The sequence below is a fragment of the Pseudomonas sp. MWU349 genome (assembly GCF_017947325.1).
Taxonomy (GTDB): Bacteria; Pseudomonadota; Gammaproteobacteria; order Pseudomonadales; family Pseudomonadaceae; genus Aquipseudomonas; species Aquipseudomonas protegens.
Genome location: NZ_JAFEVP010000004.1, coordinates 224,567 through 246,493 on the forward strand (window position 1 = coordinate 224,567; position 21,927 = coordinate 246,493).

General features: G+C 65.3%; 21 protein-coding genes. 7 read left to right on the top strand and 14 right to left on the bottom strand.

Features of this window, described 5'->3' with window-relative positions:
- Positions 1 to 11 precede the first annotated feature (11 nt).
- The 12 genes from KCG88_RS17355 to aspA all read right to left on the bottom strand — a co-directional run bounded on the left by KCG88_RS17355 (position 12) and on the right by aspA (position 13,316).
- A complete protein-coding gene (locus KCG88_RS17355) occupies positions 12 to 1,451 on the bottom strand; it encodes an alanine/glycine:cation symporter family protein (protein WP_047290058.1) in 1,440 nt (479 codons plus the stop codon).
- 376 nt (positions 1,452 to 1,827) lie between these two features.
- The gene (locus tag KCG88_RS17360) at positions 1,828 to 2,841 is read right to left on the bottom strand and encodes an aromatic ring-hydroxylating dioxygenase subunit alpha (protein WP_210712787.1); all 1,014 of its coding nucleotides are present in this window, start codon (positions 2,839 to 2,841) and stop codon (positions 1,828 to 1,830) included.
- On the bottom strand, positions 2,838 to 3,977 hold the full coding sequence (locus KCG88_RS17365) for a hypothetical protein (protein WP_210712788.1): 1,140 nt from the start codon (positions 3,975 to 3,977) through the stop codon (positions 2,838 to 2,840). The genes KCG88_RS17360 and KCG88_RS17365 overlap by 4 nt, the downstream gene beginning before the upstream one ends.
- Positions 3,974 to 5,128 (bottom strand): ATP-grasp domain-containing protein, encoded by a 1,155-nt coding sequence (locus tag KCG88_RS17370; RefSeq protein WP_210712789.1) that lies wholly within the window; start codon positions 5,126 to 5,128, stop codon positions 3,974 to 3,976. Before KCG88_RS17370 ends, KCG88_RS17365 begins: the two co-directional genes overlap by 4 nt.
- The gene (locus tag KCG88_RS17375) at positions 5,116 to 6,474 is read right to left on the bottom strand and encodes a F390 synthetase-related protein (protein ID WP_210712790.1); all 1,359 of its coding nucleotides are present in this window, start codon (positions 6,472 to 6,474) and stop codon (positions 5,116 to 5,118) included. Before KCG88_RS17375 ends, KCG88_RS17370 begins: the two co-directional genes overlap by 13 nt.
- A complete protein-coding gene (locus KCG88_RS17380) occupies positions 6,464 to 7,318 on the bottom strand; it encodes an MBL fold metallo-hydrolase (protein ID WP_210712791.1) in 855 nt (284 codons plus the stop codon). The genes KCG88_RS17375 and KCG88_RS17380 overlap by 11 nt, the downstream gene beginning before the upstream one ends.
- Positions 7,315 to 8,322, bottom strand: a complete 1,008-nt coding sequence (locus tag KCG88_RS17385) for an NAD(P)-dependent oxidoreductase (RefSeq protein ID WP_210712792.1) — start codon at positions 8,320 to 8,322, stop codon at positions 7,315 to 7,317. Before KCG88_RS17385 ends, KCG88_RS17380 begins: the two co-directional genes overlap by 4 nt.
- A complete protein-coding gene (locus tag KCG88_RS17390) occupies positions 8,322 to 9,341 on the bottom strand; it encodes a beta-ketoacyl-ACP synthase 3 (RefSeq protein ID WP_210712793.1) in 1,020 nt (339 codons plus the stop codon). Before KCG88_RS17390 ends, KCG88_RS17385 begins: the two co-directional genes overlap by 1 nt.
- 42 nt (positions 9,342 to 9,383) lie before the next feature.
- Positions 9,384 to 10,031, bottom strand: a complete 648-nt coding sequence (locus KCG88_RS17395; protein ID WP_210712794.1) for a hypothetical protein — start codon at positions 10,029 to 10,031, stop codon at positions 9,384 to 9,386.
- Between the two features lie 93 nt (positions 10,032 to 10,124).
- The gene (locus KCG88_RS17400; protein WP_210712795.1) at positions 10,125 to 10,850 is read right to left on the bottom strand and encodes a hypothetical protein; all 726 of its coding nucleotides are present in this window, start codon (positions 10,848 to 10,850) and stop codon (positions 10,125 to 10,127) included.
- A gap of 204 nt (positions 10,851 to 11,054) precedes the next feature.
- The gene (locus tag KCG88_RS17405) at positions 11,055 to 11,411 is read right to left on the bottom strand and encodes a DUF3077 domain-containing protein (RefSeq protein WP_047290038.1); all 357 of its coding nucleotides are present in this window, start codon (positions 11,409 to 11,411) and stop codon (positions 11,055 to 11,057) included.
- A gap of 480 nt (positions 11,412 to 11,891) precedes the next feature.
- Entirely contained in the window at positions 11,892 to 13,316 is a 1,425-nt protein-coding gene (aspA, locus tag KCG88_RS17410; protein WP_047290036.1) for an aspartate ammonia-lyase, read from the bottom strand.
- Positions 13,317 to 13,497: 181 nt separating this feature from the next.
- Between aspA and KCG88_RS17415 the strand changes: the two genes are divergently transcribed.
- The 5 genes from KCG88_RS17415 to KCG88_RS17435 all read left to right on the top strand — a co-directional run bounded on the left by KCG88_RS17415 (position 13,498) and on the right by KCG88_RS17435 (position 17,440).
- Positions 13,498 to 14,412 carry a LysR substrate-binding domain-containing protein gene (locus KCG88_RS17415; RefSeq protein WP_011064292.1) on the top strand — a complete coding sequence of 305 codons (915 nt, stop codon included), beginning with the start codon at positions 13,498 to 13,500 and terminating at the stop codon, positions 14,410 to 14,412.
- Positions 14,413 to 14,827: 415 nt separating this feature from the next.
- The gene (purE, locus tag KCG88_RS17420; RefSeq protein WP_016967060.1) at positions 14,828 to 15,319 is read left to right on the top strand and encodes a 5-(carboxyamino)imidazole ribonucleotide mutase; all 492 of its coding nucleotides are present in this window, start codon (positions 14,828 to 14,830) and stop codon (positions 15,317 to 15,319) included.
- A gap of 11 nt (positions 15,320 to 15,330) precedes the next feature.
- Positions 15,331 to 16,413, top strand: a complete 1,083-nt coding sequence (locus tag KCG88_RS17425) for a 5-(carboxyamino)imidazole ribonucleotide synthase (protein ID WP_047338142.1) — start codon at positions 15,331 to 15,333, stop codon at positions 16,411 to 16,413.
- A gap of 107 nt (positions 16,414 to 16,520) precedes the next feature.
- A complete protein-coding gene (locus KCG88_RS17430) occupies positions 16,521 to 16,766 on the top strand; it encodes a GlsB/YeaQ/YmgE family stress response membrane protein (protein WP_016967062.1) in 246 nt (81 codons plus the stop codon).
- Positions 16,767 to 16,903: 137 nt separating this feature from the next.
- On the top strand, positions 16,904 to 17,440 hold the full coding sequence (locus tag KCG88_RS17435) for a DUF3299 domain-containing protein (protein WP_011064288.1): 537 nt from the start codon (positions 16,904 to 16,906) through the stop codon (positions 17,438 to 17,440).
- 104 nt (positions 17,441 to 17,544) lie between these two features.
- Here KCG88_RS17435 and KCG88_RS17440 read toward each other — a convergent pair whose 3' ends face one another.
- Positions 17,545 to 18,444 (bottom strand): D-hexose-6-phosphate mutarotase, encoded by a 900-nt coding sequence (locus tag KCG88_RS17440; protein ID WP_210712796.1) that lies wholly within the window; start codon positions 18,442 to 18,444, stop codon positions 17,545 to 17,547.
- Positions 18,445 to 18,502: 58 nt separating this feature from the next.
- Positions 18,503 to 18,907, bottom strand: coding sequence for an acyl-CoA thioesterase (locus KCG88_RS17445; protein WP_003229628.1), 405 nt, complete (start codon positions 18,905 to 18,907; stop codon positions 18,503 to 18,505).
- A gap of 403 nt (positions 18,908 to 19,310) precedes the next feature.
- Here KCG88_RS17445 and KCG88_RS17450 point away from each other — a divergent pair, with 403 nt between their 5' ends.
- On the top strand, positions 19,311 to 20,600 hold the full coding sequence (locus KCG88_RS17450; protein WP_199522032.1) for an MFS transporter: 1,290 nt from the start codon (positions 19,311 to 19,313) through the stop codon (positions 20,598 to 20,600).
- Positions 20,601 to 20,841: 241 nt separating this feature from the next.
- Positions 20,842 to 21,825, top strand: coding sequence for a phosphate ABC transporter substrate-binding protein PstS (locus KCG88_RS17455; RefSeq protein ID WP_016964962.1), 984 nt, complete (start codon positions 20,842 to 20,844; stop codon positions 21,823 to 21,825).
- The last annotated feature ends 102 nt before the right edge of the window (positions 21,826 to 21,927 follow it).

Consider the following 21,927-nt stretch of genomic DNA (forward strand, 5'->3'; position numbering starts at 1 on the left):
TCGTTCACCCGTCAGCGTTGCGCTGCGGGCACGCCTTGCGGCTCGGCTTGGGCGGTGGCCGAAGGTTCGGCGGGCCAGGCCTTCAGGTCCAGGTCCAGATCGGCGAACTTGCGCGAGTCGAACACCGGCTGGGCGACGCCGGCGCGGCGCTGCTCGTCGTAGTCGCGCATCACGCGCAGGCCGACCTTGAACAGCATGGCCAGGGCCACCAGGTTGACGAAGGCCAGGCAGGTCATGGTGATGTCGGCGAAGGCGAACACGGTCGAAAGGTCCTGCATCGAACCCCATACCACCAGCGCCAGCACCAGGCCGCGGAACAGCATCAGCACGGTGCGGTTGCGGGTGAGGAACTGCAGGCTGTTCTCGCCCAGGTAGTAGTTGTAGAGGATGCAGGTGAAGACGAACAGCGACAGCGCGACGCTGACGAACAGGCGACCCCAGTCACCGACCACGGCGGCCAGCGAGTTCTGGGTCAGGACGATGCCGTCGCCTTCGAAGCCCGGGGTGTAGAAGCCCGACAGCAGGATCAGCAGTGCGGTGCAGGTGCAGATCACGAAGGTGTCGAGGAACACGCTGAAGGCCTGGACCACGCCCTGGGCGCCCGGGTGCTTCACGGCGGCCACGGCGGCGACGTTGGGCGCACTGCCCAGGCCCGCTTCGTTGGCGAACACGCCACGCTTCACGCCCATGACGATGGCGCTGCCGAGCAGGCCGCCGAAGGCCGGGTCGAGGCCGAAGGCGCTCTTGATGATGGTCTCCAGCATGGCCGGCACTTGTTCGATCTGGGTGCCGATCACGTACAGGGTCACGGCGATGTAGGCCAGGGTCTTGATCGGGACCAGCAGGTCGGACACCGCGGCGATGCGCTTGATGCCGCCGATGAAGGTGATGGCCAGCAGCACCGCCAGGACGATGCCGGTGTGGCTTGGGTCGAAGGCAAAGGCGTCCTGCAGCGAGTGCGTCACGGTGTAGGACTGCAGGCCGATGAAGGCAAAGCCGTAGGTGACCAGCAGCAGGATGGAGAACACCACCGCCATGCCTTTGCGCTTCAGGCCGTGCTCGATGTAGTAGGCCGGGCCGCCGCGGTACAGGCCGTCGCCGTCGGCGCGTTTGTAGACCTGGGCCAGGGTGCATTCGAAGAAGCTGCTGGACATGCCGACCAGTGCGGTCACCCACATCCAGAACACTGCGCCCGGGCCACCCAGGGTCACGGCGATGCCGACGCCAGCGATGTTACCTGCGCCCACTCGGCCGGCGAGGCTGAGCATCAGCGCCTGGAACGAGCTGAGCTGGCCGCCGCTGCTTTTCAGGCTGTCGCGGAACACCGCGAACATGTGGAGGAAGTGGCGCAATTGAACGAAACGCGAGCGGATCGTGAAGTAGCTGCCGAGCCCGACAATGAGCACGATCAGCACTTTCCCTGAGAGGAAGTCGTTGATGACTTCGAGCATGGATTATTCCTCGCTGTTTTTTGTGTAGGCAAAAGCAGAGCAGACGGAAACATTCTGTTACACCGCTGATTGCACGCACGGCAAAGCGGTGGGGCGATTGTTCGTCCCGGTTCTCTATTCGCGGGTTGTTATTAGTTCGGGTTTCCCGTGGGTTTGAGCCTCGTTACCGACGGCTGTCCACGTGAAGAGGGGGCGCACTATACCGGTGCGCGGGCTCGCCGTCTGCATATAGCGCGTCGAGCCGAGGAACGGCAGGCTGTACGGGGGGCTGAATCGGTTCTTGCGAGGCCCCGCAAAACCCCGCGAACAGAGGCCTGCAGCATCCCTTTGATCTCGCTGCCAAGCCGTAGGCGCTGGCAAGCCGGCTCCTACGGGATTACAGCCAGAATTGCTCTCGGCGCTCTTGGAAGTCCTTCAGTTCACCCTGCTCCAGCAACTGGCGAATCCACGGCCCCAGCAGATCCAGCGAGCTGTCCAGAGGGGTGGGCCGCTGCCAGCGTAGCGGCACCTGGGCGAAGCGCTGTTGGTTGGCGCTGACTGTTTCCAGGATCTGCCGGTCCTGCTTGAGGATCACCTTGAACAAGGGTTGCAGCACGCCGCGCTTGAGCCAGCCCGGCAAGCGCCCGCGGGCCGTGGCGATGCGCGCGAACAGGCGCAGTTCGCCCTCGGCGGCCGGGCTGAGCCAGGCGCTGACCAGCAGGTTGAGCCGGCCCTGGCGGTCGCGGTATTCGATTTCCGCCAGCCCCGGCAGGCGAAAGCGCCCCATGCTGAGGCCGCGTTCGCCTTCGAACAGCCGCGATATCAGCCCGGACTGGGTGCCTTCTTCGCTGTACTGCGCTTCAACCCCGTCTTCGAGCTGATGCACCCAGGCGCGAATGCGCTGGCGCTGGCGATCGTGGCGAATCCAGCCGGCATGCACGAAATGGGTGTGGAAACCGTCGAGGAAGTTCTCCGCGGCGTCCTGCAAGCTGCACTGCACTCGGTCGCTGATCCAGAACACATCCAGCGCCTGCGCTTGCTCGGCGGCGGCCACCGGCGGGGCATTCGGCCGCTCGCTGGCGAGGCTGGCCCACACCAGCCCCTGGGCTTCGCAGCTGTGCACGGGTTGCAGCAAGGGCTGGCTGCACCGCTGCTGCTCCTGGCCGGGCAACTGGGTGCAGCGGCCCTGGGGGTCGAAGCGCCAGCCGTGGTAGGGGCACTGGAGCTGCCCGTCGCGCACCCGCCCGGCGCTCAGCGGCGCAAAGCGGTGGGGGCAGCGGTCCGGCAGCACGGCGGCGCCGTCGGCATCGCGAAACAGCACCAGCGGTACGCCGTGCAGGGTGCAGGCCAGGGGCTGCTTGTGCAGCTGCCGGCTCAGGGCGACGGGCCACCAGCCCGCGTGACTGTTCACAATTTGAGCTTCCTCATCAGGGGCACGCCGATCCGTTGCAGCAGCAGGCCCATCAGTTGCCACACCAGGCGCCGTGGCCAGGGCAGGTGGGCGACGTGGATCAGGCTGTATTCGATCTCTGGCTCACCGCCGCGCAGGCGCTTGAAGGCGGCGGCGCCGGAGCTGAAGTTGAGCACCTGACGGCGGTTCACCGCCTCTTGCAGGCACAGCCTGGTCAGTTGCCGGTACAGGCCGGCGCGCTGGGGCAGGGCGGTGTCGTAGCCGACGATGGGGGTGCTGATCAGCGCGCTGTTGGCGAACCAGCCCAAGGCGCCGTCGATGCGCCCTTCGGCGTTGCGCAGGGCGCGCACCTCCAGCCAGCCTTCGGCCTGCCCGCGTTGCAGCCATTGGGCGCTGTAGTGGGGGTTGAGGTGGCTGTATTTGTCCAGGTACAGCAGGTTGTATAGCTGCTCGATGCGCTGGAAGTCGGCCTCGTTCAGCTCGCTGCCGGGCACCACCGTATATGGGCTGCGGCGCAGCAGGGTGGCGTCCAGGCGGGTGTTGTGGTGGCGCAGGAAGGCTGAATTTTCGCCCTCGCGGCCGTCGAACAGGTACACCTGACGGCTGGGAATCGCCAGGTAGCCCAGGGCTTGCAGGCGCTTGCGCAGTGCGCGGTTACTGAAGTCGTTGAGGGAGCGAAAGCCAAAGCCGTGGTCGGGAAACTGCCGGCGCAGCAGTTCGGTGATCGCCGGCAAATCCGAACCATCCCAATCGGCGGGGTAGAGGTTGGTCGACAGCAGCCAGTTGTTGACCTGCACCAGGCGGTCGACCTTGGCCGCGCTCAGCAGCCGGTCCACACCTTGGGTCAGCAGCTTCAAGGGCCAGGCCAGCCAGGGCCGGCGCAGACGCTGCAGTTCTTCCCGGGCATAGCCGCTGTAGGCGGTCTGCGGCGACACCACGTAACAGTTATCCACAGGGTCGTGGCTGTGGTTGATGCTCACCGGGAACTGCTGGCGGCCGGTGTCCAGCAGGGCCAGGGTGGTGCTGACGTTGCCGATCAGCGCGCCGCCGGCGCAGGTGCGCACGTACTGCCGGGCGTGGCTGTCGCCAGCGCTCGGAGGCTCCAGGGCCAGTTGTTCGGGCAGCAGCAGCTTCATCGGCGCGGTGCCCCCAGGGGCTGGCCGTTCCACTCGATATCGGCGGTGGAGGCAGCCAGCAGCCCGCAGCGGCGGGTCAGGGCGCGGCCGATGATCTCGCTCAGGCTCAGCAGCTGGGCGGTCAGCGGGCCGCGATCGCCGTCCTGCACTATCACGTCCCGGGCTTGTTGGTAGTCGTGCCAGAACGCCCGGCTCAAGGCCCGTTGCGGCGCCGCCAGAAGCAGCATGGCCAGGGCGATCATCCGCGGTTCCAGGGTCGCCTCCAGCGTTTCGTCGGCTTCGCTGCCCAGCGCCGCTACCAATTGCGCGCGCTGGTCGTCGAACAGGTGCACGCCGCTGGTGGCCCTGGGGTTGCACTCCAGGACATGGAAGCGGCCCTGGTGGTCTTCGATGAAGTCGAAACCCACCTGCCCGGTGTAGCCGGTGGCCTGGCCGAACTGCTCAAGAAAGGCGCGGATCGGCGCCGGGGCGCAGCTGTGGAAGTAGATCCCCGAGCCGCGTCCGACCCGGTAGCGCGGCTGGTAGCTGCTGTGGGCACGCAACTGGCCGCCCACCAGCACGCTGAAGCTGCAGTATTCCTGGCCGGGGACGAACTGCTGGGCCACCCAGGGGGCCTCGGCGCTGGGCCGGACCTTGGCCAGTTGCGCCGGGCTCGGGCGGATCAGGGTCTGTGAGGCGAAGCGCGAATAGGCCGGCTTGAACACCAGGGCGTCGTGCTCGGCGGCCAGCGCTTGCAGCGCAGCCGGATCATGCAGCACCCGGGTTGGCGGCGCGGCCACATCCCAGCCCTGGGTCATGGCCGCAAAATCGCCCTTGTGATGCAGGCGGTGCAGCAGCTCGAAGTCGCTGGTGAACACCCGGCACAAAGGCCGCAGGCGCTCCAGACCGTGGGCCAGGTAGAACACCTCTTCGCAGGTCGGCAGCAGCAGGTCGATGGCCTGTTGGCGGATGACCCCGGCCAGGGCTTCGATCCAGGCATCCGGGTCGTGGCGCGGCTCCGGCAGGCGCACGAAGTGCTCGGCGGCGCGGCTGAAGCGGCTCAGGGGTTGGGCCAGGGAGTCGGCCACGGTCACCGTCCAGCCGGCTTGGCCAAAGGCCCGGGCCCACTCCAGGCAGGCCGGGGCCCGGGCGCCGAGAATCAGTACACGCATGGCAGTCCCTCGGGTAGTTGCAGCATCAGCAGGCGGCGTCTTTTCGCTTGTGGCGGCGCTGCCTGCCAGTGGCCGAAGCTCAACTGCGGCGCCTGCAGCCCTTGTTGCGCGCAGAGTTCGGCCAGGGCTTCGCTCAAGCGCTGGCACAGCCCGTGGTAGTCGCCCGAGGTATGCAGGCTGGCCTGCCAGAGCAGCCCGCGCTGCTGGATCTGGTATTCCTCCAGTTCCGCCCCCAGCATCAGCAGGGCCCGGCGCAACACATCGGGATAGAGCGGTGCCAGCTGCTGGCCGTCGAGCCGCGGCAGCCAGAGTATTTCGTCGGCGCGGCCTTCCACGGCGGCGATGGCCCGCTCCGCACGGCCACAGGGGCAGGGCGCGCTGGCCACCCGCAGGATGTCGTTGAGGCGATAACGCACGATCAACTGCGTACGCCGGGAAAAGTCGGTGATGATCGGCTGGAAGCGCGTGCGCTCAGGGTCCAGCCATTGCGGCTCGATGTGCAGGTGGCTTTCATTCAGGTGCAGGGTGCCGGCCTCGCAGGTGTAGCCGAGGAAGCCTTCGCTGGCCTGATAGATCTGCTGCGGCTGGCGCCCGAAGGCTTGCTGCACCCGCTCGGCGTCGGTGCTTTCCAGCACTTCGGCCACCGACAGGATATGCCGTGGGCGGATCGTCAGCTGCCCGGCCAGGGCCGCCTGGGCCAGCCCGCGCAGCACCGTGGCCGGGGCCACCAGCACGTCCGGGTTCTGCTGGTTGAGGCGTTGCAGGGAGGCGGCCAGGCCCAGGGTCAGGTCATGAAAGGCGAAGTCGATGCGGCGGCTGGCCAGGGTGGTGTACAGGCGGCTGTTGGCCCGCAGGAAAAAGGCGATGCGCAGCGGCGCCAGCCAGGGGCACAGCAGCCGGGGCAACAGGGCCCGGGGCAGGGTGCGCGCCAGCAGGATGCCGGCCCAGCGTTGGCGCTCCACGCTGCTGACCAGGAACACCCCCTGGGCCCCCGAGGTGCCGCTGGACAGGCCCACGGTGATGTCCCCCAGGGTCGGGCTGAAGTCCCGGGAACGCTCGGCCTGCAGGGCCATCGGCAACACTTGTTCCAGGCTCAGGGCGCGGGTGTTGAAGCCGGCGAAGTCGCTCATCAGGGCGGCTTTGTCCATGAGCGGCAAGCTGTGCAGGCCGTCTTGGGTCAGCCCGTTGAAGCGCTGGCCACGGGGCAGGACTTTGGTCATGAAGTGCCGCAGGCGCCGGGCCTGCCAGGCTTCCAACCGCTCGCGGCGGCGAAAGCGCAGGGCGTAGCGGCTGAACACGAAGGCGCCGATGCTGCGCAGGGTGCCCAGTAGGCGTTCACTGTTCATTAACGAAGGCCTCCCAGGCGTGGGTGCAATGGGACGGCAGCACCGCCACCGCTGGTTCGCGGCGAATCAGCTGGCCCAGGCCGCTGTAGGTGCGCACGTATTGCTGACGGTCGGCGCTGGCAAACCACAGTGCCGGTGCAGCGGGCAGGCGCTCGGCGCGGCAGGCCGGCACCGACCAGCAGGCGTCGGCCACCAGGAACACCGGCCGGCCCTGGGCGTCGGGGATGAACAGGCCCAGCTGGCCGGCACTGTGCCCCGGCAGCGGCACGCCGATCAGGCTGCCATCGCCAAACAGGTCCAGGCCTTGCTCGAAGGGCGCCATCCAGCTTGGCAGCGCACAGCTGGGGCTGGCTTCGGCCAGGCGCAGGCGGGCGCTGAAATCGTCCGGCAGCAGGCCCGGCAGATGGCCGCCCAAGGTGGCGCGCCAACGCTGGCCGCGCAGGCTGTGGATATGCCGGTAATCGGCTTCCAGGGCGATGAAACGGGCATTGGCAAAATCCCGCAGCCCGGCGATGTGGTCGGCGTGGAAGTGGGAAATGATCACATGGCGGATATCCCCCGGGCCGATGCCCAGCTCATGCAATTGCGCGCCCAACTGCTCGGCCACCGGCAGCTGCACCGGCACCGCGCTGCGGTACAGGCGCTCGGGCAGGGTGCGTGTGGCCTGGAAGAAGTGTTCGGCGTAGCCAGTGTCGTACAAAATCCAGCCGTGCTCCGGGTGCTGGATCAGTCCGCACAGTGCCGGAAATTGCACCGGCGCCAGGCGCCCGCCACGGTCGGCCATGCATTCCAGATGCTGGCACCAGCCGGCCCGGAGGATCTTCAAGCTCACACGGCGGCTCATGCTCGTTGCCTCTGCTGGGCCAGCCACCATTGGGCGTGCTGGGCGATGCCCTGGTCCTGGCTGATCACCGGGTGGTAGCCCAGCTCGCGCTGGATGGCGCTGATGTCCAGGGTCTGGCTGAAGGCCAGGACGCCGGCGCCATAGCGGGTGATCAAGGGTTCGGCGCCGTTGCCCAGCCGTGCCTTGAGCTCCAGCAGGCGCGCCACGCCATGCACCAGGGGCCAGGGCAGGCGACGGGTGCGCAGCGGCAGTTGGAAGTGCTCGGCCATCTGTTGCAGCAGGTCCTTGAAGGCCAGCGGCGTGGCGTTGCTCAGGTTGTAGACGCACAGCGGTCGCGGTAGGGGCCGGGTCAGGGCCAGCCACACCGCGTGCACCAGATTGTCGACGCAGGTCAGGTCCAGCTGCGCCTGGCCGCCGCGCATCAGCGGAATCGCCCCGCGTTGCATCACCCGCAGCAGGCGCGGCATCAGGGTTGCGTCCCAGGGGCCGAACACCGCCCGGGGCCGCAGGATCACGCATTCGGGCAGCTTGGCGTCTGCCAGCAGGGTTTCGGCCTGGGCCTTGCTGCGGGCGTAGTCGTTCACCGGTGGTGGCAGCGGCTGGTCCTCGCGGATGCCCAGGCGGTCGCTGAAGTTGAAATACAGGCTCGGGGTGGAGATATGCACCAGCCGCGGGATGCGGTTCTTGCCGCAGGCGTGGATCACCTCGGCGGTGGAATCGAGGTTGGCCTGGGCAAATGCTTGGGGCGAACCCCAGGGCGAGGACAGCGCCGCGCAATGGACGATGGCGTCATACCCCCGGGTAGCGTCGGCCATCAGGCGCTTGGCATGGCGGCTGCCGTGCTCCAGGGGCAGCCAACGCACGGGCGCCGGGCTGTGGGCAATGACTTGCGCCGCCGCCTCGGGGTTGCGCCCGCTGAACTGCACCTCGCAGCCTTCGGCGGCCAGCTTCCAGACCAGATGCCGACCGATAAAACCGGTGCCGCCGGTGACCAGGATCTTCATCAGAACTCCAGGATCAGGCCGCCGAGGGACAGGCCCGCGCCGGTGCCGATCAGCATCAGGGTCTGCCCGCGTTGAATGCGCCCGTCGCGCACCGCGATGTCCAGAGCGGTGGGCAGCGAGGCCGCCACCTGATTGCCATGCCGGGCAAAGATATCGATGACTTTCTCCGGCCCCAGGCTCAGGCGTTTGGTCGCATGCTGCATGGCCTGTTGGCTGGCCTGATGGGGGATGATCCAGTCGATCTGCGCAAGGGACAGTGCGGCTTGCTGCAGCAAATCGTCCATCAGTTCGGGCAGGTGCTTGGCGGCGAGGCGGAACACGCCCTTGCCCTGCATGGTGAAACTGGTCAGGGGCTCGAACGGCACCTCGATGCGCCGTGGATGAAAGCGCGAACCGCCGGCGGGGATCTGGCACAGCGCAGCGCCCTCGGCGTAGGTCCTGAGGCGCGAGGCGAGGATATTCTGCCCGGCATTGCCCGCCCCCAGCACCACCGCTGCCGCACCGTCGCCGAAGATGCCGCAGACTTCCACCTGCTGCCAGTCCAGGCCGCAGGAGGCGATGTCGGCGCACACCAGCAGCACGCGCCGGTAATGCCCGGCCTGGATCGGCCAGGACAAGGTATCCAGGGCGGCAATAAAGCCCAGGCAGCTGGCGTTGATGTCCATGGCCGGGATGCCCGACTGCCCCAGGCCCAATTCCCGTTGCAGCAGCGCGGCGTTGCAGGGCATGCCTTGGTCCTGGGTGCCGCTGGCGCAGACGATCAGGTCCAGTTGGCCAAGCGCCAGGCCCGCCGCGTGCAGGGCCCGGCGCGCGGCGCTGGCGCCGAGGCTGGCGGCGGTATCCGCAGGGTCGGCGACATGGCGCTGCTGCACTCCGCTGATGCGCGCCACGCTGCCGGCTTCCAGGCCGAGCTGGCGGTCCAGCTCGGCACTGGTGACCACCCGCTGCGGCAGGGCGTGGCCGGTGCCGAGGATGGCCAGCGCGCGGGCCGGGCGGGGGGAGAACGCTGATGTGTGCATGCAAAGTCCGTTGGTGGGGCGTCGAGGGGAGGCGAGGCGCGCTCAGTGGGCTGGCGGTGCCACTGGGCATTTGCTTAGAAACGCCTGCAGCCTTTGCTGGTACTCCTCGATCGGCATCAGGTCACTGTGTTTGGCGATGAAATAGGCCTTGCCCTGACGCTCCATATCGGCGTCTGCCACGAGGTAGAAGTCGGGTATTTCCTGCATGCTTGCGATCTGCTTCCAGGCCAGGCTGCTCTGACCTCCGCGAGCGTTGAGCAGGGTGAAGCCCTGGTCGTCGAAGTTCAGGTAATAGGTGCCTTCGACGGCCCGCAACCGGGTTTCGATCAGGCGCTGACTCAACCCGCGCAACGGCGCTTGGGGTTTGATCGGGGTGGCGGCAATCCGGGCTTGCAGGTGCTTGATCCAGCGTCCGGAAAAACGCCACCACAGGGGGATGAAGATCAAGGCGAACGCCACCATGGCGATGACCTTCTCCGGGGTGAAGGTCCGCTCGGGGAAGTAGATCGACAGGCAGCCGCCGATCAGGCACAGGGTGAACATCACTGGACCGATCAAGCGGCTTTGCCAACGGGCAAATGAGGTCATGACCCGGACATGCTGCTGATCACCCTTGAGCAGTTCCTGCTTCAGCGGTTCGGCAATCCAGGCTTCGGTGTGGGCGGGGGTGATGCGGTAGTGCAATTCCATGGGGGCTGAATCCGAGGTCCGTGTTCGGTGAGGGCGGCAGTCTACCGGCTTCTGGGGTGTGACGAGGAGTGGCGTGAGCGGCGACAGCGCCGCTCAGGCGGGAAATGCTGGCAGATGCTGTTCCACCCACTCCAACAGACGCTCGTCGAGCTGGGCTCGATGTTGGCGATAACTGTCCTGGCAACGGTTGAAGAGCGGGTCCTGGTTGACCCGAGCCGCCAGCTCGGTGGCACTGTCGCTTGCAGCATGGGCGGCCCGCACCTGTTGCTGGCGCTGATCGGCCTGTTCCAGGGTGTGCGCCAGGGCGTCCAGTTGCAGGTGCCTGAACTGAGCGATGGCCTGGGGCAGGTGAAAGTGCAGGGCGCTGTCGAAACCCTCCCAGTCCTCGAAGGCCAGCCACTCGTGGAGCACCATGAAGCAGCGCAGCACCGTGGGCAGTTGTTCCAGACGCTGGAAATCCAGCCAGTACTGGCGCGGCAGTTGCTCGGCGGTTTCGATGGCCTGGGCGATCAGGTCCAGGGCCTGGCCCTTGTCCCGGTGATGCTTGCGCAGGATGCGCTGGGTCAGGCTGAAGCGCGCTTCTTCTATAGCGTGCAGGGCGCGGTTCAGGTCGTAACCGGCGTTGAGCAAGTGTTCTCGTGCTTGCTCGGGGGGCAGGCCGGATTTGTCTACCAGCACCTGCAACAGCTCGCCTTTGTAGAGCTCGGCGGCTTGCTGCGGATCGCCTGCGCAGCGTTCCAGCAGGGCCTGGGCATGGCGCAGGCCGATGGGGATCAGCTTGCGTAGCTGTTGCAGGGCTTGGGTGTGCGTCGGGTCCATCGACTGCGGTGCCTCGGGGATGGCGGATGTTTGGGAGGAGCGATTATCCACCTTGGGCGATGGATTGTGCTGGTTTAAAACAAGGGCCCCATGACGTTCGCAAGACCTGTAGGAGCCGGCTTGCCGGCGAAGGCGTCGGCCGGGATGCCGGTGAAGGCAGGGCAAGCCTCTTCGCTGGCAAGCCAGCTCCTACGGGGCGGTGTTTTAGGCGGGGCCGGGGCGGGCGCCGTCGAGCAGGGCGTCCACCACGGCGCGGGCCATTTCCACGGAATGCACCATGGACCAGATCAGCCCACGCTCGATGCCGCTGGCCCGTTCGGTGATTTCATCGGACACCTCTTCGGCGCACTTGAGCAGCAAGGAAACGTGCATCAGGGCGTCTTCGGCATTCACCTGGGGCTGTACGGCGAACAGTGGGTGGCCCTGGGCGTCGCGCAGGCCGAAGGGGCGATGGCGGGTGCCATGCAAGGCGGCCAGCAGGTTGGCGTTGCTGCGGTCCAGCTCCGGGTCGCGGCGCGGATGAGCGGTGGGCAAGGGTGGATCGGGGACGAGCTTTTTCATGAGACTGGTTCCTTTAGCGTTTAAGAAACCGCCGGATCTCACTTCCACATGAGAGGGTGGCAGCCGTGCGCAGGTGTGGAAGACCGGGCTAAAGGAACCGGCGCACCCGAAGGTGCCCTACGCACAGCCGCCATAGATCGAGTTCACCCAAGCCGGATCGGCAAGGATGTTCGAATGAGACGACTGCACGTCCTTTATCCCAGACTTCCACATCCGGGCCGCTGATTTGGCAGCGGCACCGGGAGACTGCCTGATCGTTCGAAGGGGTACAAGGCGCTCAAAGGCGTGGGGGATTCTCTCGGATTTGCCCTACAAAACAAAGCGAATCCGCTTCGATGCCGGGCGGCATCCCCTTACAAACTCTGCTTTTCTCCAGACAAAAAAAAGGGCCTGGAGACGAAGCTCCAAGCCCTCAAAAGGTGAGAGGTGTCTAGTCCCTCAACCTGGTGAGCGGTGTTGCATGTTTCGGGGGCGCGGCGGTTAGGCTTTCAGCGGAACCAGTCGCGGGGCAATCATGTTTTCCGGACGCAGGATGTCGTCGAGCATGGCGTCGTCCAGCAGGCCTTCTTCGCGCACCAGTTCCAGTACGCCACGGCCACTTTCCAGGGCGATGCGGGCGATACGGGTGGCGTTTTCATAGCCGATGTACGGGTTCAGCGCGGTGACCAGGCCGATGGAGTGCTCCACCAGTTCGCGGCAACGGGTTTCGTTGGCGGTGATGCCGGTGATGCAGTGCTCGCGCAGCATGTCCATGGCGCGTTGCAGCAGGCGGATCGAGTCGAAGATCTTGAAGGCGATCAGCGGCTCCATCACGTTCAGTTGCAACTGGCCGCCTTCGGCCGCGATGGTCAGGGCCAGGTCGTTGCCGATGATCTGGAACGCCACTTGGTTGACCGCTTCCGGGATGACCGGGTTGACCTTGCCGGGCATGATCGAGCTGCCGGGCTGACGCGCTGGCAGGTTGATTTCGTTGATGCCGGTGCGTGGGCCGCTGGACAGCAGGCGCAGGTCGTTGCAGATCTTCGACAGCTTGACCGCGGTGCGCTTGAGCATGCCGGAGAACAGCACGAAGGCGCCCATGTCGGAGGTGGCCTCGATCAGGTCGGCCGCCGGTACCAGCGGCTGGCCGCTGATGGTGGCCAGGCGCTGTACGGCCAGGTGCTGGTAGCGCGGGTCGGCGTTGATGCCGGTGCCGATGGCGGTGCCGCCCAGGTTGACTTCGGTCAGCACTTCCGGCGCCAGGGTCTTCAGGCGAGCCAGGTCTTCACCCAGGGTGGTGGCGAAGGCGTGGAATTCCTGGCCGAGGGTCATCGGCACGGCGTCTTGCAGCTGGGTACGGCCCATTTTCAGGACGTGGCTGAATTCTTCACCCTTGGCGGCGAACGACTGGATCAGGCTGTCGAGGCTGGCCAGCAGGGCGTCGTGACCCAGCAGCAGACCCAGGCGGATCGCGGTCGGGTAGGCGTCGTTGGTGGACTGCGCCATGTTCACGTCGTTGTTCGGGTGCAGGTACTGGTATTCGCCCTTGCTGTGGCCCATGGCCTCCAGCGCGATGTTGGCGATGACTTCGTTGGCATTCATGTTGGTCGAAGTGCCAGCGCCGCCTTGAATCATGTCCACCACGAACTCTTCGTGGAAGTCGCCGCGGATCAGGCGGGCACAGGCCTCGCTGATGGCGGCATGCTTGGCTTCGCTCAGATGACCCAGTTCGCGGTTGGCGTCAGCAGCTGCCTGCTTGACCATTGCCAGGGCCACGACCAGTTTTGGGTAGTGCGAAATCGGAACGCCGGAGAGACGGAAGTTGTTCACCGCTCGCAGGGTCTGGATGCCGTAATACGCTTGAGCCGGTACTTCGAGTACGCCAAGCAGGTCTTTTTCTGTGCGGAAAGATGCAGCGGAGGACATGACGGAGATCATCTCGATAGGGACCCGGTCTGTGCCGGGAACGCTGCGAATCCTAGGCCGAAGGGAATTTTTGGGCCAATGCTGTTAAACACTGGGCTATGCATATTCGGCATAATGCCGGTGTGACGCCGGGTTGCCGGCGAACGTGTGACCTAAAATGGTGCGTGTCCGGGAGGACGTGATGAATCTGGAAAGCAAATGGCTCGAGGACTTCAGTGCCCTGGCCGCCACCCGCAGCTTTTCCCAGGCGGCCGAGCGACGTTTCGTGACCCAGCCGGCCTTCAGCCGGCGGATCCGCAGCCTGGAAGCGGCCCTGGGCCTGACCCTGGTCAACCGCTCGCGCACGCCAGTGGAGCTGACGGCGGCGGGGCAGCTGTTCCTGGTCACCGCGCGCACCGTGGTCGAACAGCTTGGCGAGGTGGTGCGTCACCTGCACCACCTGGAAGGCGGGCAGGGCGAGGTGATGCAGGTGGCGGCCGCCCACTCCCTGGCGCTGGGCTTCTTCCCGCGCTGGATCGCGCAATTGCGCAACGAAGGGCTGAACATCGCCACGCGGCTGGTGGCCACCAACGTCGGTGATGCGGTGCATGCCCTGCGCGAAGGCGGCTGCGACCTGATGCTGGCCTTCTATGACCCGGACGCGGCCTTGCAGATGGACTCGGAAATCTTCCCCTCGCTGCACCTGGGGCACACCGAGATGCTCCCGGTGTGCGCCGCCGATGCCCAGGGCAAGCCGCTGTTCGACCTGGAAGGCGAGGCCAGCGTGCCGTTGCTGGCCTACAGCGCCGGGGCTTTCCTCGGGCGTTCGGTGAACCTGCTGCTGCGCCAGCGCAACCTGCGTTTCACCACCGTCTATGAAACCGCCATGGCCGACAGCCTCAAGAGCATGGCCCTGGAAGGGCTGGGCATTGCCTGGGTGCCGCAGTTGAGCGTGCGCGCCGAACTGGCCCGGGGCGAGCTGGTGGTGTGCGGCGGGGCGCAATGGCATGTCCCGCTGGAGATTCGCCTGTACCGCTGCGCCCTGGTGCGCAAGGCCAACGTGCGCTTGCTGTGGCGCAAGCTGGAAGGTGCTGCCGCGCAAGCTGCGGCCACGTAGGAGCCGGCTTGCCGGCGAAAGCGTCGACCGGGAAGGTGGTGATCGCAGGGCTGGCCTCTTCGCTGGCAAGCCCGCTCTTATGGGAGATAGGCGCAGGTTTTTTTGTAGGAGCCGGCTTGCCGGCGAAAGCGTCGACCGGGAGGGTGGTGATCGCAGGGCTGGCCTCTTCGCTGGCAAGCCAGCGCCTGCGAGGGGGGCGGGATTGACCTTGGGGTCAATAAAACCGGGGTTTTGCGCCGCAAATACTTTGTTTTGCAGATGGTCGGCGAAAGTGCGTTTAACGCGCCTTTTTCGGTATACTGCGCGGCCTTCGGCCGGTTCGCCTGGCCATAATTCGTACAATTTAAGCCACGCATTTCGCGTGGCTTGTTGTTTTTGACGCGCCTGCGGGCGCCCAGAGAGAAGAGGCACGACGATGAGTGCACTGGTTGGCGTGATCATGGGCTCCAAGTCCGATTGGTCCACCCTTAGCCACACCGCCGATATGCTGGAAAAGCTCGGCATCCCTTACGAGGTGAAGGTGGTGTCTGCACACCGCACCCCGGACCTGCTGTTCCAGTACGCCGAAGAGGCTGAGGCGCGTGGCATCGAGGTGATCATCGCCGGGGCCGGCGGCGCGGCGCACTTGCCGGGCATGTGCGCGGCCAAGACCCACCTGCCGGTGCTGGGCGTGCCGGTGCAGTCGTCGATGCTCTCGGGCGTGGATTCGCTGCTGTCCATCGTGCAGATGCCCGCTGGCATCCCCGTGGCCACCCTGGCCATCGGCAAGGCTGGCGCGATCAACGCGGCGCTGCTCTCGGCGAGCATCCTGGGCGCCAAGCACCCGCAGTTCCACGCGGTGCTGAAAAAATTCCGTGCTGAACAGACAGACAGCGTCCTGGACAATCCAGACCCGCGCGTCGCCTGAGGTTGTTGACGATGAAGATCGGTGTAATCGGTGGCGGCCAGCTGGGCCGCATGTTGGCCCTGGCGGGGACTCCGCTGGGAATGAACTTCGCTTTCCTCGACCCGGCGCCGGATGCCTGTGCCGCCCCTCTGGGCGAACACCTGCGGGCCGACTACGGCGACCAGGACCATCTGCGCCAGCTGGCCGATGAAGTGGACCTGGTGACCTTCGAATTCGAGAGCGTGCCAGCGGAAACCGTGGCCTTCCTCTCGCAGTTCGTGCCGGTCTACCCGAGCGCCGAAGCCCTGCGCATCGCCCGCGATCGCTGGTTCGAGAAGAGCATGTTCAAGGACCTGGGGATTCCTACCCCGGAGTTCGCCGACATCCAGTCCCAGGTGGATCTCGACGCCGCCGTGGCGCGCATCGGCCTGCCAGCCGTGCTCAAGACCCGCACCCTGGGTTACGACGGCAAGGGCCAGAAGGTCCTGCGCAGCGCCGCCGACGTCGCAGGCACCTTCGCCGAACTGGGCAGCGTGCCTTGCCTGCTGGAAGGCTTCGTGCCCTTCACCGGCGAAGTCTCGCTGATCGCCGTGCGTGCCCGTGACGGTGAAACCCGTTTCTACCCGCTGGTGCACAACACCCACGACAGCGGCATCCTGCGCCTGTCGGTGGCCAGCAGCGACCACCCGTTGCAGGCCCTGGCCGAGGACTACTCCAGCCGCGTGCTCAAGCAGTTGGATTACGTGGGCGTCATGGCTTTCGAGTTCTTCGAAGTGGACGGCGGCCTCAAGGCCAACGAGATCGCTCCGCGGGTGCACAACTCCGGGCACTGGACCACCGAAGGCGCCGAGTGCAGCCAGTTCGAAAACCACCTGCGGGCGGTGGCCGGCCTGCCCCTGGGCTCCACGGCCAAGGTCGGTGAGAGCGCGATGATCAACTTCATCGGCGAAGTGCCACCGGTGGACCAAGTCATCGCCATCGACGACTGCCACCTGCATCACTACGGCAAGGCCTTCAAGGTCGGGCGCAAGGTCGGCCACGCCAACCTGCGCTGCGCCGATCAGGCGACCCTGCAAGCGCAGATCCTCAAGGTGCAAGCACTGATCGCCGAGTAACAAATCCACCGGCGGGCGGGAACCTTCGTTTCCCGCCGTTCTCTGATAGCAGGATGCCAAAGTGCTGGCTAGGCTTTGGCTTGATCCCCCCTTACAGAGGAACAGCCATGGGCATTATCGGAACCATTTTCATCGGCTTGATCGTTGGTCTGCTGGCGCGTTTCCTCAAGCCGGGAGACGACAGCATGGGCTGGATCATGACCATCCTGCTGGGTATCGCCGGCTCCTTCGCCGCCACTTATGGCGGTCAGGCCCTGGGTATCTACCATGCGGGCCAGGGCGCCGGTTTCATCGGTGCACTGGTGGGCGCGATCGTTCTGCTGGTGATCTACGGCTTCGTCAAGAAGAGCTGAACCACGCTGCAAGCCCCCTCTGCCGTTCGCGCGGAGGGGAGCCTTTTTCTTCATCTGAAACTTCAACGCATCTGACGGTCTGGGCACTAGAATGCCCGGGTTTTCCCGTCCTTCCCTTTTGACCGAGCTACCCTCACATGCGCCGTCTTCTATTGACCTTTGTTCTGCTGGGCTGCGGCCTGGCCCAGGCTGGCGAACTGCCGGAAACCGATTGGCTGGAACTGATGCCCAAGTCGGACCAGAAAGCCCTGGAGCAGATGCCGGAAATCGACCACAACTCCCCGGAAGCCAATGGCACCTTCACCGAAAAGGGCGGCCTGAAGCAGAGCAAGGGGTTGCCGGCGGTGATGTATTCCACCAAGACCGTGCCGGCCATGAATGACAAGCAGATTCGCATCGGCGGTTATCCGGTGCCGCTGGAAGCCGATGCCAAGGGGCGTAGCACGCTGTTCTTCCTGGTGCCGTACCCGGGCGCTTGTATCCACGTGCCGCCGCCGCCGCCCAACCAGCTGGTGCTGGTGCGCTTTCCCAAGGGCTTGAAGCTCGATGACATCTACACGCCGCTGTGGGTGACCGGCACCCTGAAGATCGAGAAGGTCAGCAACGACCTGGCCGACGCCGCCTACGCCCTGGATGCGGCGAAGGTGCGGGTGGTCAAGGAATCGGATCTCTGAAGCGGCGCATTTGAACGCCGCTGAACGGTAGGAGCCGGCTTGCCGGCGAAAGCGGTCTTGAGGGCCTCTTCGCTGGCAAGCCAGCTCCTACGGGGCAGGTGGGCTCAGAGCGGGGCGGCGCTGATGCTGACGCTCAGGGTGTGGCTGGCGCCCGGTGCCAGGGTGACGATGTCGTCCATCACGTTGGCGGTCTCGATGCACAGCATGCGCTGCCAGCCGTCGTCGGCCATGTCGCTGAATTGGGCGGCGCGGTCGACCCAGGGGTTCCAGATCACCGCGGTGCGCGAGCCTTCGCTGCTCAGGCGGATCCGCCGTTGCCACTCGGGGTCGACGATCTCCAACTGCGTCGGAGCATTCAGGTAGATGCGGTCGGTCTCGCCGCTAAAGCGCAGGGCGCCGCTTTGGACCTTGGTCTTCCAGTCTTCCAGGGTCTCGATGTAGTTCAGCCCGTCCACGCCCTCCACCTGCACGTTGCGCACATCGCTGACCGCGAAGTAGCTGTGCAGCGCCTGGCTGATGCTCACGCTTTCAGTACCCAGGTTGTGGCTGGTGAGGCTGATGTGCAGTTGCTGGTCGAGGCGGATGCTCAGGCGCGGTTCCACTGGATGGGGCCAGCCGGGAAAACCACCCGCGGGGCAGGGCAGGCGCAGCTCCACCAGCAGGCTGTCGCCCTGGCTTTCGATGCCCAGCAGTTCCCAGTCGGTGGCCCGCACCAGGCCGTGGGCCGGCGCCGGGTCAGTGCCTTGGCGCATGGCCTGCACCGCCTGCGGGTTGCGGGCAAAGTTGCCGAACCAGGGCCAGCACACCGGCACCCCGGCGCGGATGCTCTTGCCGCGCTTGAACACGGCCTCGTCGTTGAGCCAGATCAGCGGCTGTTGCCCGGCCACTTGATAACTGAGGATGTGCGCGCCCTGCTGGGCCACCAGCAGTTCGGCGTCACCGTGGCGGATGCGCCAGCAGTTCAATTCATCCAGTTTGAGCGTTTCGACCTGGGGCGTAGGCATGCTGCTGTTCTCGTTCGCAAGGTGTGGGCGGTCATGGCGCGCATGACCGCCTCCAGGTTTAACGTGCGCGGGGTGGAACCGAGCGGGTGCGGCCGCTGCCGTCGATGGCGACGAACACGAACACCGCCTCGGTGACCTTGCGCCATTCGCTGGACAGCGGGTCGTCGCTCCACACTTCGACCATCATCTGGATCGAGCTGCGGCCGATTTCCAGGGTCTGGGTATAGAAGGACAGCTGCGCGCCCACCGCCACCGGCACCAGGAACGCCATGCGGTCGATGGCCACCGTGGCCACCCGGCCGCCGGCCACGCGGCTGGCCATGGCGGTGCCCGCCAGGTCCATCTGCGCGACCAGCCAGCCGCCGAAAATATCGCCAAAGCCGTTGGTTTCACGGGGCAGTGCGGTGATTTGCAAGGCCAGGTCGCCTTGCGGGATTGGATCTTCTTGTTCGAGTTCTATCATGCCGGGGGGCCTCTGACCCGTGACGCTTCATGGGTACTTCAGGTGAATAGCCGTCTTCAGGAAAAACGATTCAGCCCGAACATACTACGTTCGTCACGTTCTTTCTAAGGCGTGCTAAAGGGAAACTCTGCGAAATCGACTGGCGCTGGCCAGGGCCAGGGGCGCGCAGCAGCGTTTTCGCACAGCAACCCTTGCCAGAAGCGGCTTTGCGCTTCGAGGTCTGCGAGTATATCGGTCGATAGACTCCGCGACGACCCGTCCAGTTCGCAAATTTGTGAGTCATTTGTGCGCCGCTGTGTACGCATTCGAACAATTTGCTATCGTGCCGAACCTGCCAGGCCCCAACCAGCGCTGTTGCGGCTTCCAGAACCGACTAATAAGAGAAGCCCTTGCCATGACCACTGTGCCTTCGAGCGCCGCGCAGCCTGCGCAACCCGCCCGTCCGCTGACCCGTAGTGACTACAAGACATTGTCCCTGTCTGCCCTGGGCGGGGCGCTGGAGTTCTACGACTTCATCATCTTCGTGTTCTTTGCCACCGTGGTCGGCAAGCTGTTCTTCCCGGCGGACATGCCCGAGTGGCTGCGCCTGATGCAGACCTTCGGGATCTTCGCGGCCGGTTACCTGGCGCGGCCCCTGGGCGGGATCGTCATGGCCCACTTTGGCGACCTGCTGGGGCGCAAGAAGATGTTCACCCTGAGCATCTTCATGATGGCGGTGCCGACCCTGATCATGGGCCTGTTGCCGACCTACGCGCAGATCGGCCTGTGGGCGCCGATCCTGCTGTTGCTGATGCGGGTGATCCAGGGGGCGGCCATCGGTGGTGAAGTGCCCGGGGCCTGGGTGTTCGTTTCCGAACACGTGCCCCAGCGGCATATCGGCTATGCCTGCGGCACCCTGACCTCGGGCCTGACTGCCGGGATTCTCCTGGGGTCGCTGGTGGCCACTGCGATCAACAGCATCTATACCCCGGTGGAAGTGGCGGATTACGCCTGGCGGATCCCGTTCCTGCTGGGTGGGGTGTTCGGCCTGTTCTCGGTGTACCTGCGCCGCCTGCTCCACGAAACCCCGGTGTTCGCCGAACTGCAACTGCGCAAGGCCCTGGCCGAAGAACTGCCGCTGCGCACGGTGCTGCGCGATCACCGCGGGGCGATCGTGATTTCCATGCTGCTGACCTGGCTGCTGTCCGCCGGGATCATCGTGGTGATCCTGATGACCCCCACCGTGCTGCAGACCGTCTATAAATTCCCGGCCATTACCGCCCTGGAAGCCAACAGCCTGGCCATTATCTTCCTGAGCCTGGGCTGCGTGGCCTCGGGTGCCCTGGCGGACCGATTCGGTGCGGGCAAGGTGTTCGTGTTCGGCAGCGCCTTGTTGCTGGCCACTTCCTGGACCTTCTACCACGGCCTGCTGGACAACCCGCAGTGGCTGTTCCCGCTGTATGCCTTGACCGGCCTGTTCGTCGGCACCATCGGTGCGGTGCCTTATGTAATGGTCAAGGCGTTCCCGGCGGTGGTGCGCTTCAGCGGCCTGTCGTTTTCCTACAACCTGGCGTACGCGATCTTCGGTGGCCTGACGCCGATGGTGGTGACCTGGCTGCTCAAGGAAAGCCCCATGGGCCCGGCCTATTATGTTGCAATTATTTGCGGCATCGGCCTGCTGGTGGGGCTGTACCTGTGGGCCAAGGGCCGCTGACCACCACCCTGTAATCGCTGCCGCAGGCCCTGCTGTGCGCTGAAGGGCGCCGCGACCCTGCGGGTCGATTGCAGCCTGCGGCAGCGGCTACAGAGGTTTTTATCGCCGAACAAAGAAAGGCCAGCTTCCGTTCAGGAATGCTGGCCTTTCATCTAATTGTCATATTCCGGACATAGAGTGTTCACACGGCCTACAGATACTTGGCCCCGACTTAACACACCCTATCTGCTAGGAGTAAGGCATGAAACTGAAGCGTTTGATGGCGGCAATGACCTTTGTCGCCGCTGGCGTTGCGACTGCCCACGCGGTTGCCGCTGTTGACCCTGCTATCCCGAGCTACACCAAGACCACTGGTGTGTCGGGCAACCTGTCCAGCGTCGGTTCCGATACCTTGGCGAACCTGATGACCCTGTGGGCCGAGAACTACAAAAAGGAATACCCGAACGTCAACATTCAGATTCAGGCCGCCGGCTCCGCCACCGCGCCACCCGCGCTGACCGAAGGCACCTCCAACCTGGGCCCTATGAGCCGCAAGATGAAGGACACCGAACTGGCGGCCTTCGAGCAGAAGTACGGCTACAAGCCAACCGCTATCCCGGTGGCCGTGGACGCCCTGGCCGTGTTCGTGCACAAGGACAACCCGATCCAGCACCTGACCATGGAACAGGTCGATGCGATCTTCTCCTCGACTCGTCTGTGCGGCGCCAAGGAAGAAGTGAAGACCTGGGGCGACCTGGGCGTGAAGGGCGACCTGGCCAACAAGCCGGTTCAGCTGTTCGGTCGCAACTCGGTATCCGGCACCTACGGCTACTTCAAGGAAGAAGCCCTGTGCAAAGGCGACTACAAGCCTAACGTCAACGAACAACCTGGTTCGGCGTCGGTGGTGCAATCCATCAGCTCCTCGCTGAACGGCATCGGCTACTCGGGCATCGGCTACAAGACCGCCAGCGTGAAGACCGTGGCCCTGGCCAAGAAAGGCAGCAGCGACTTCATCGAAGACACCGAAGAAAACGCTCTGAACGGCAAGTACCCGCTGTCGCGCTTCCTCTACGTTTACGTCAACAAGGCCCCGAACAAGCCTCTGGCCCCGCTGGAAGCCGAGTTCGTGAAACTGGTCCTGTCCAAACAAGGCCAGGAAGTGGTGGTCAAAGACGGCTACATCCCACTGCCAGCCAAGGTGGCCGCCAAGGCCCTGGCTGACCTGGGCTTGAAAGAAGGCGCATAAGCCGCCGCCGAAGGTCCGGGTTCCCCGGACCTTCTCGTTTTCGTAGGAGTTGGCCGGGCGGCGTAAGCGCCCGAAAGGGCGACCCAGGCTCAAGGCCGGTGC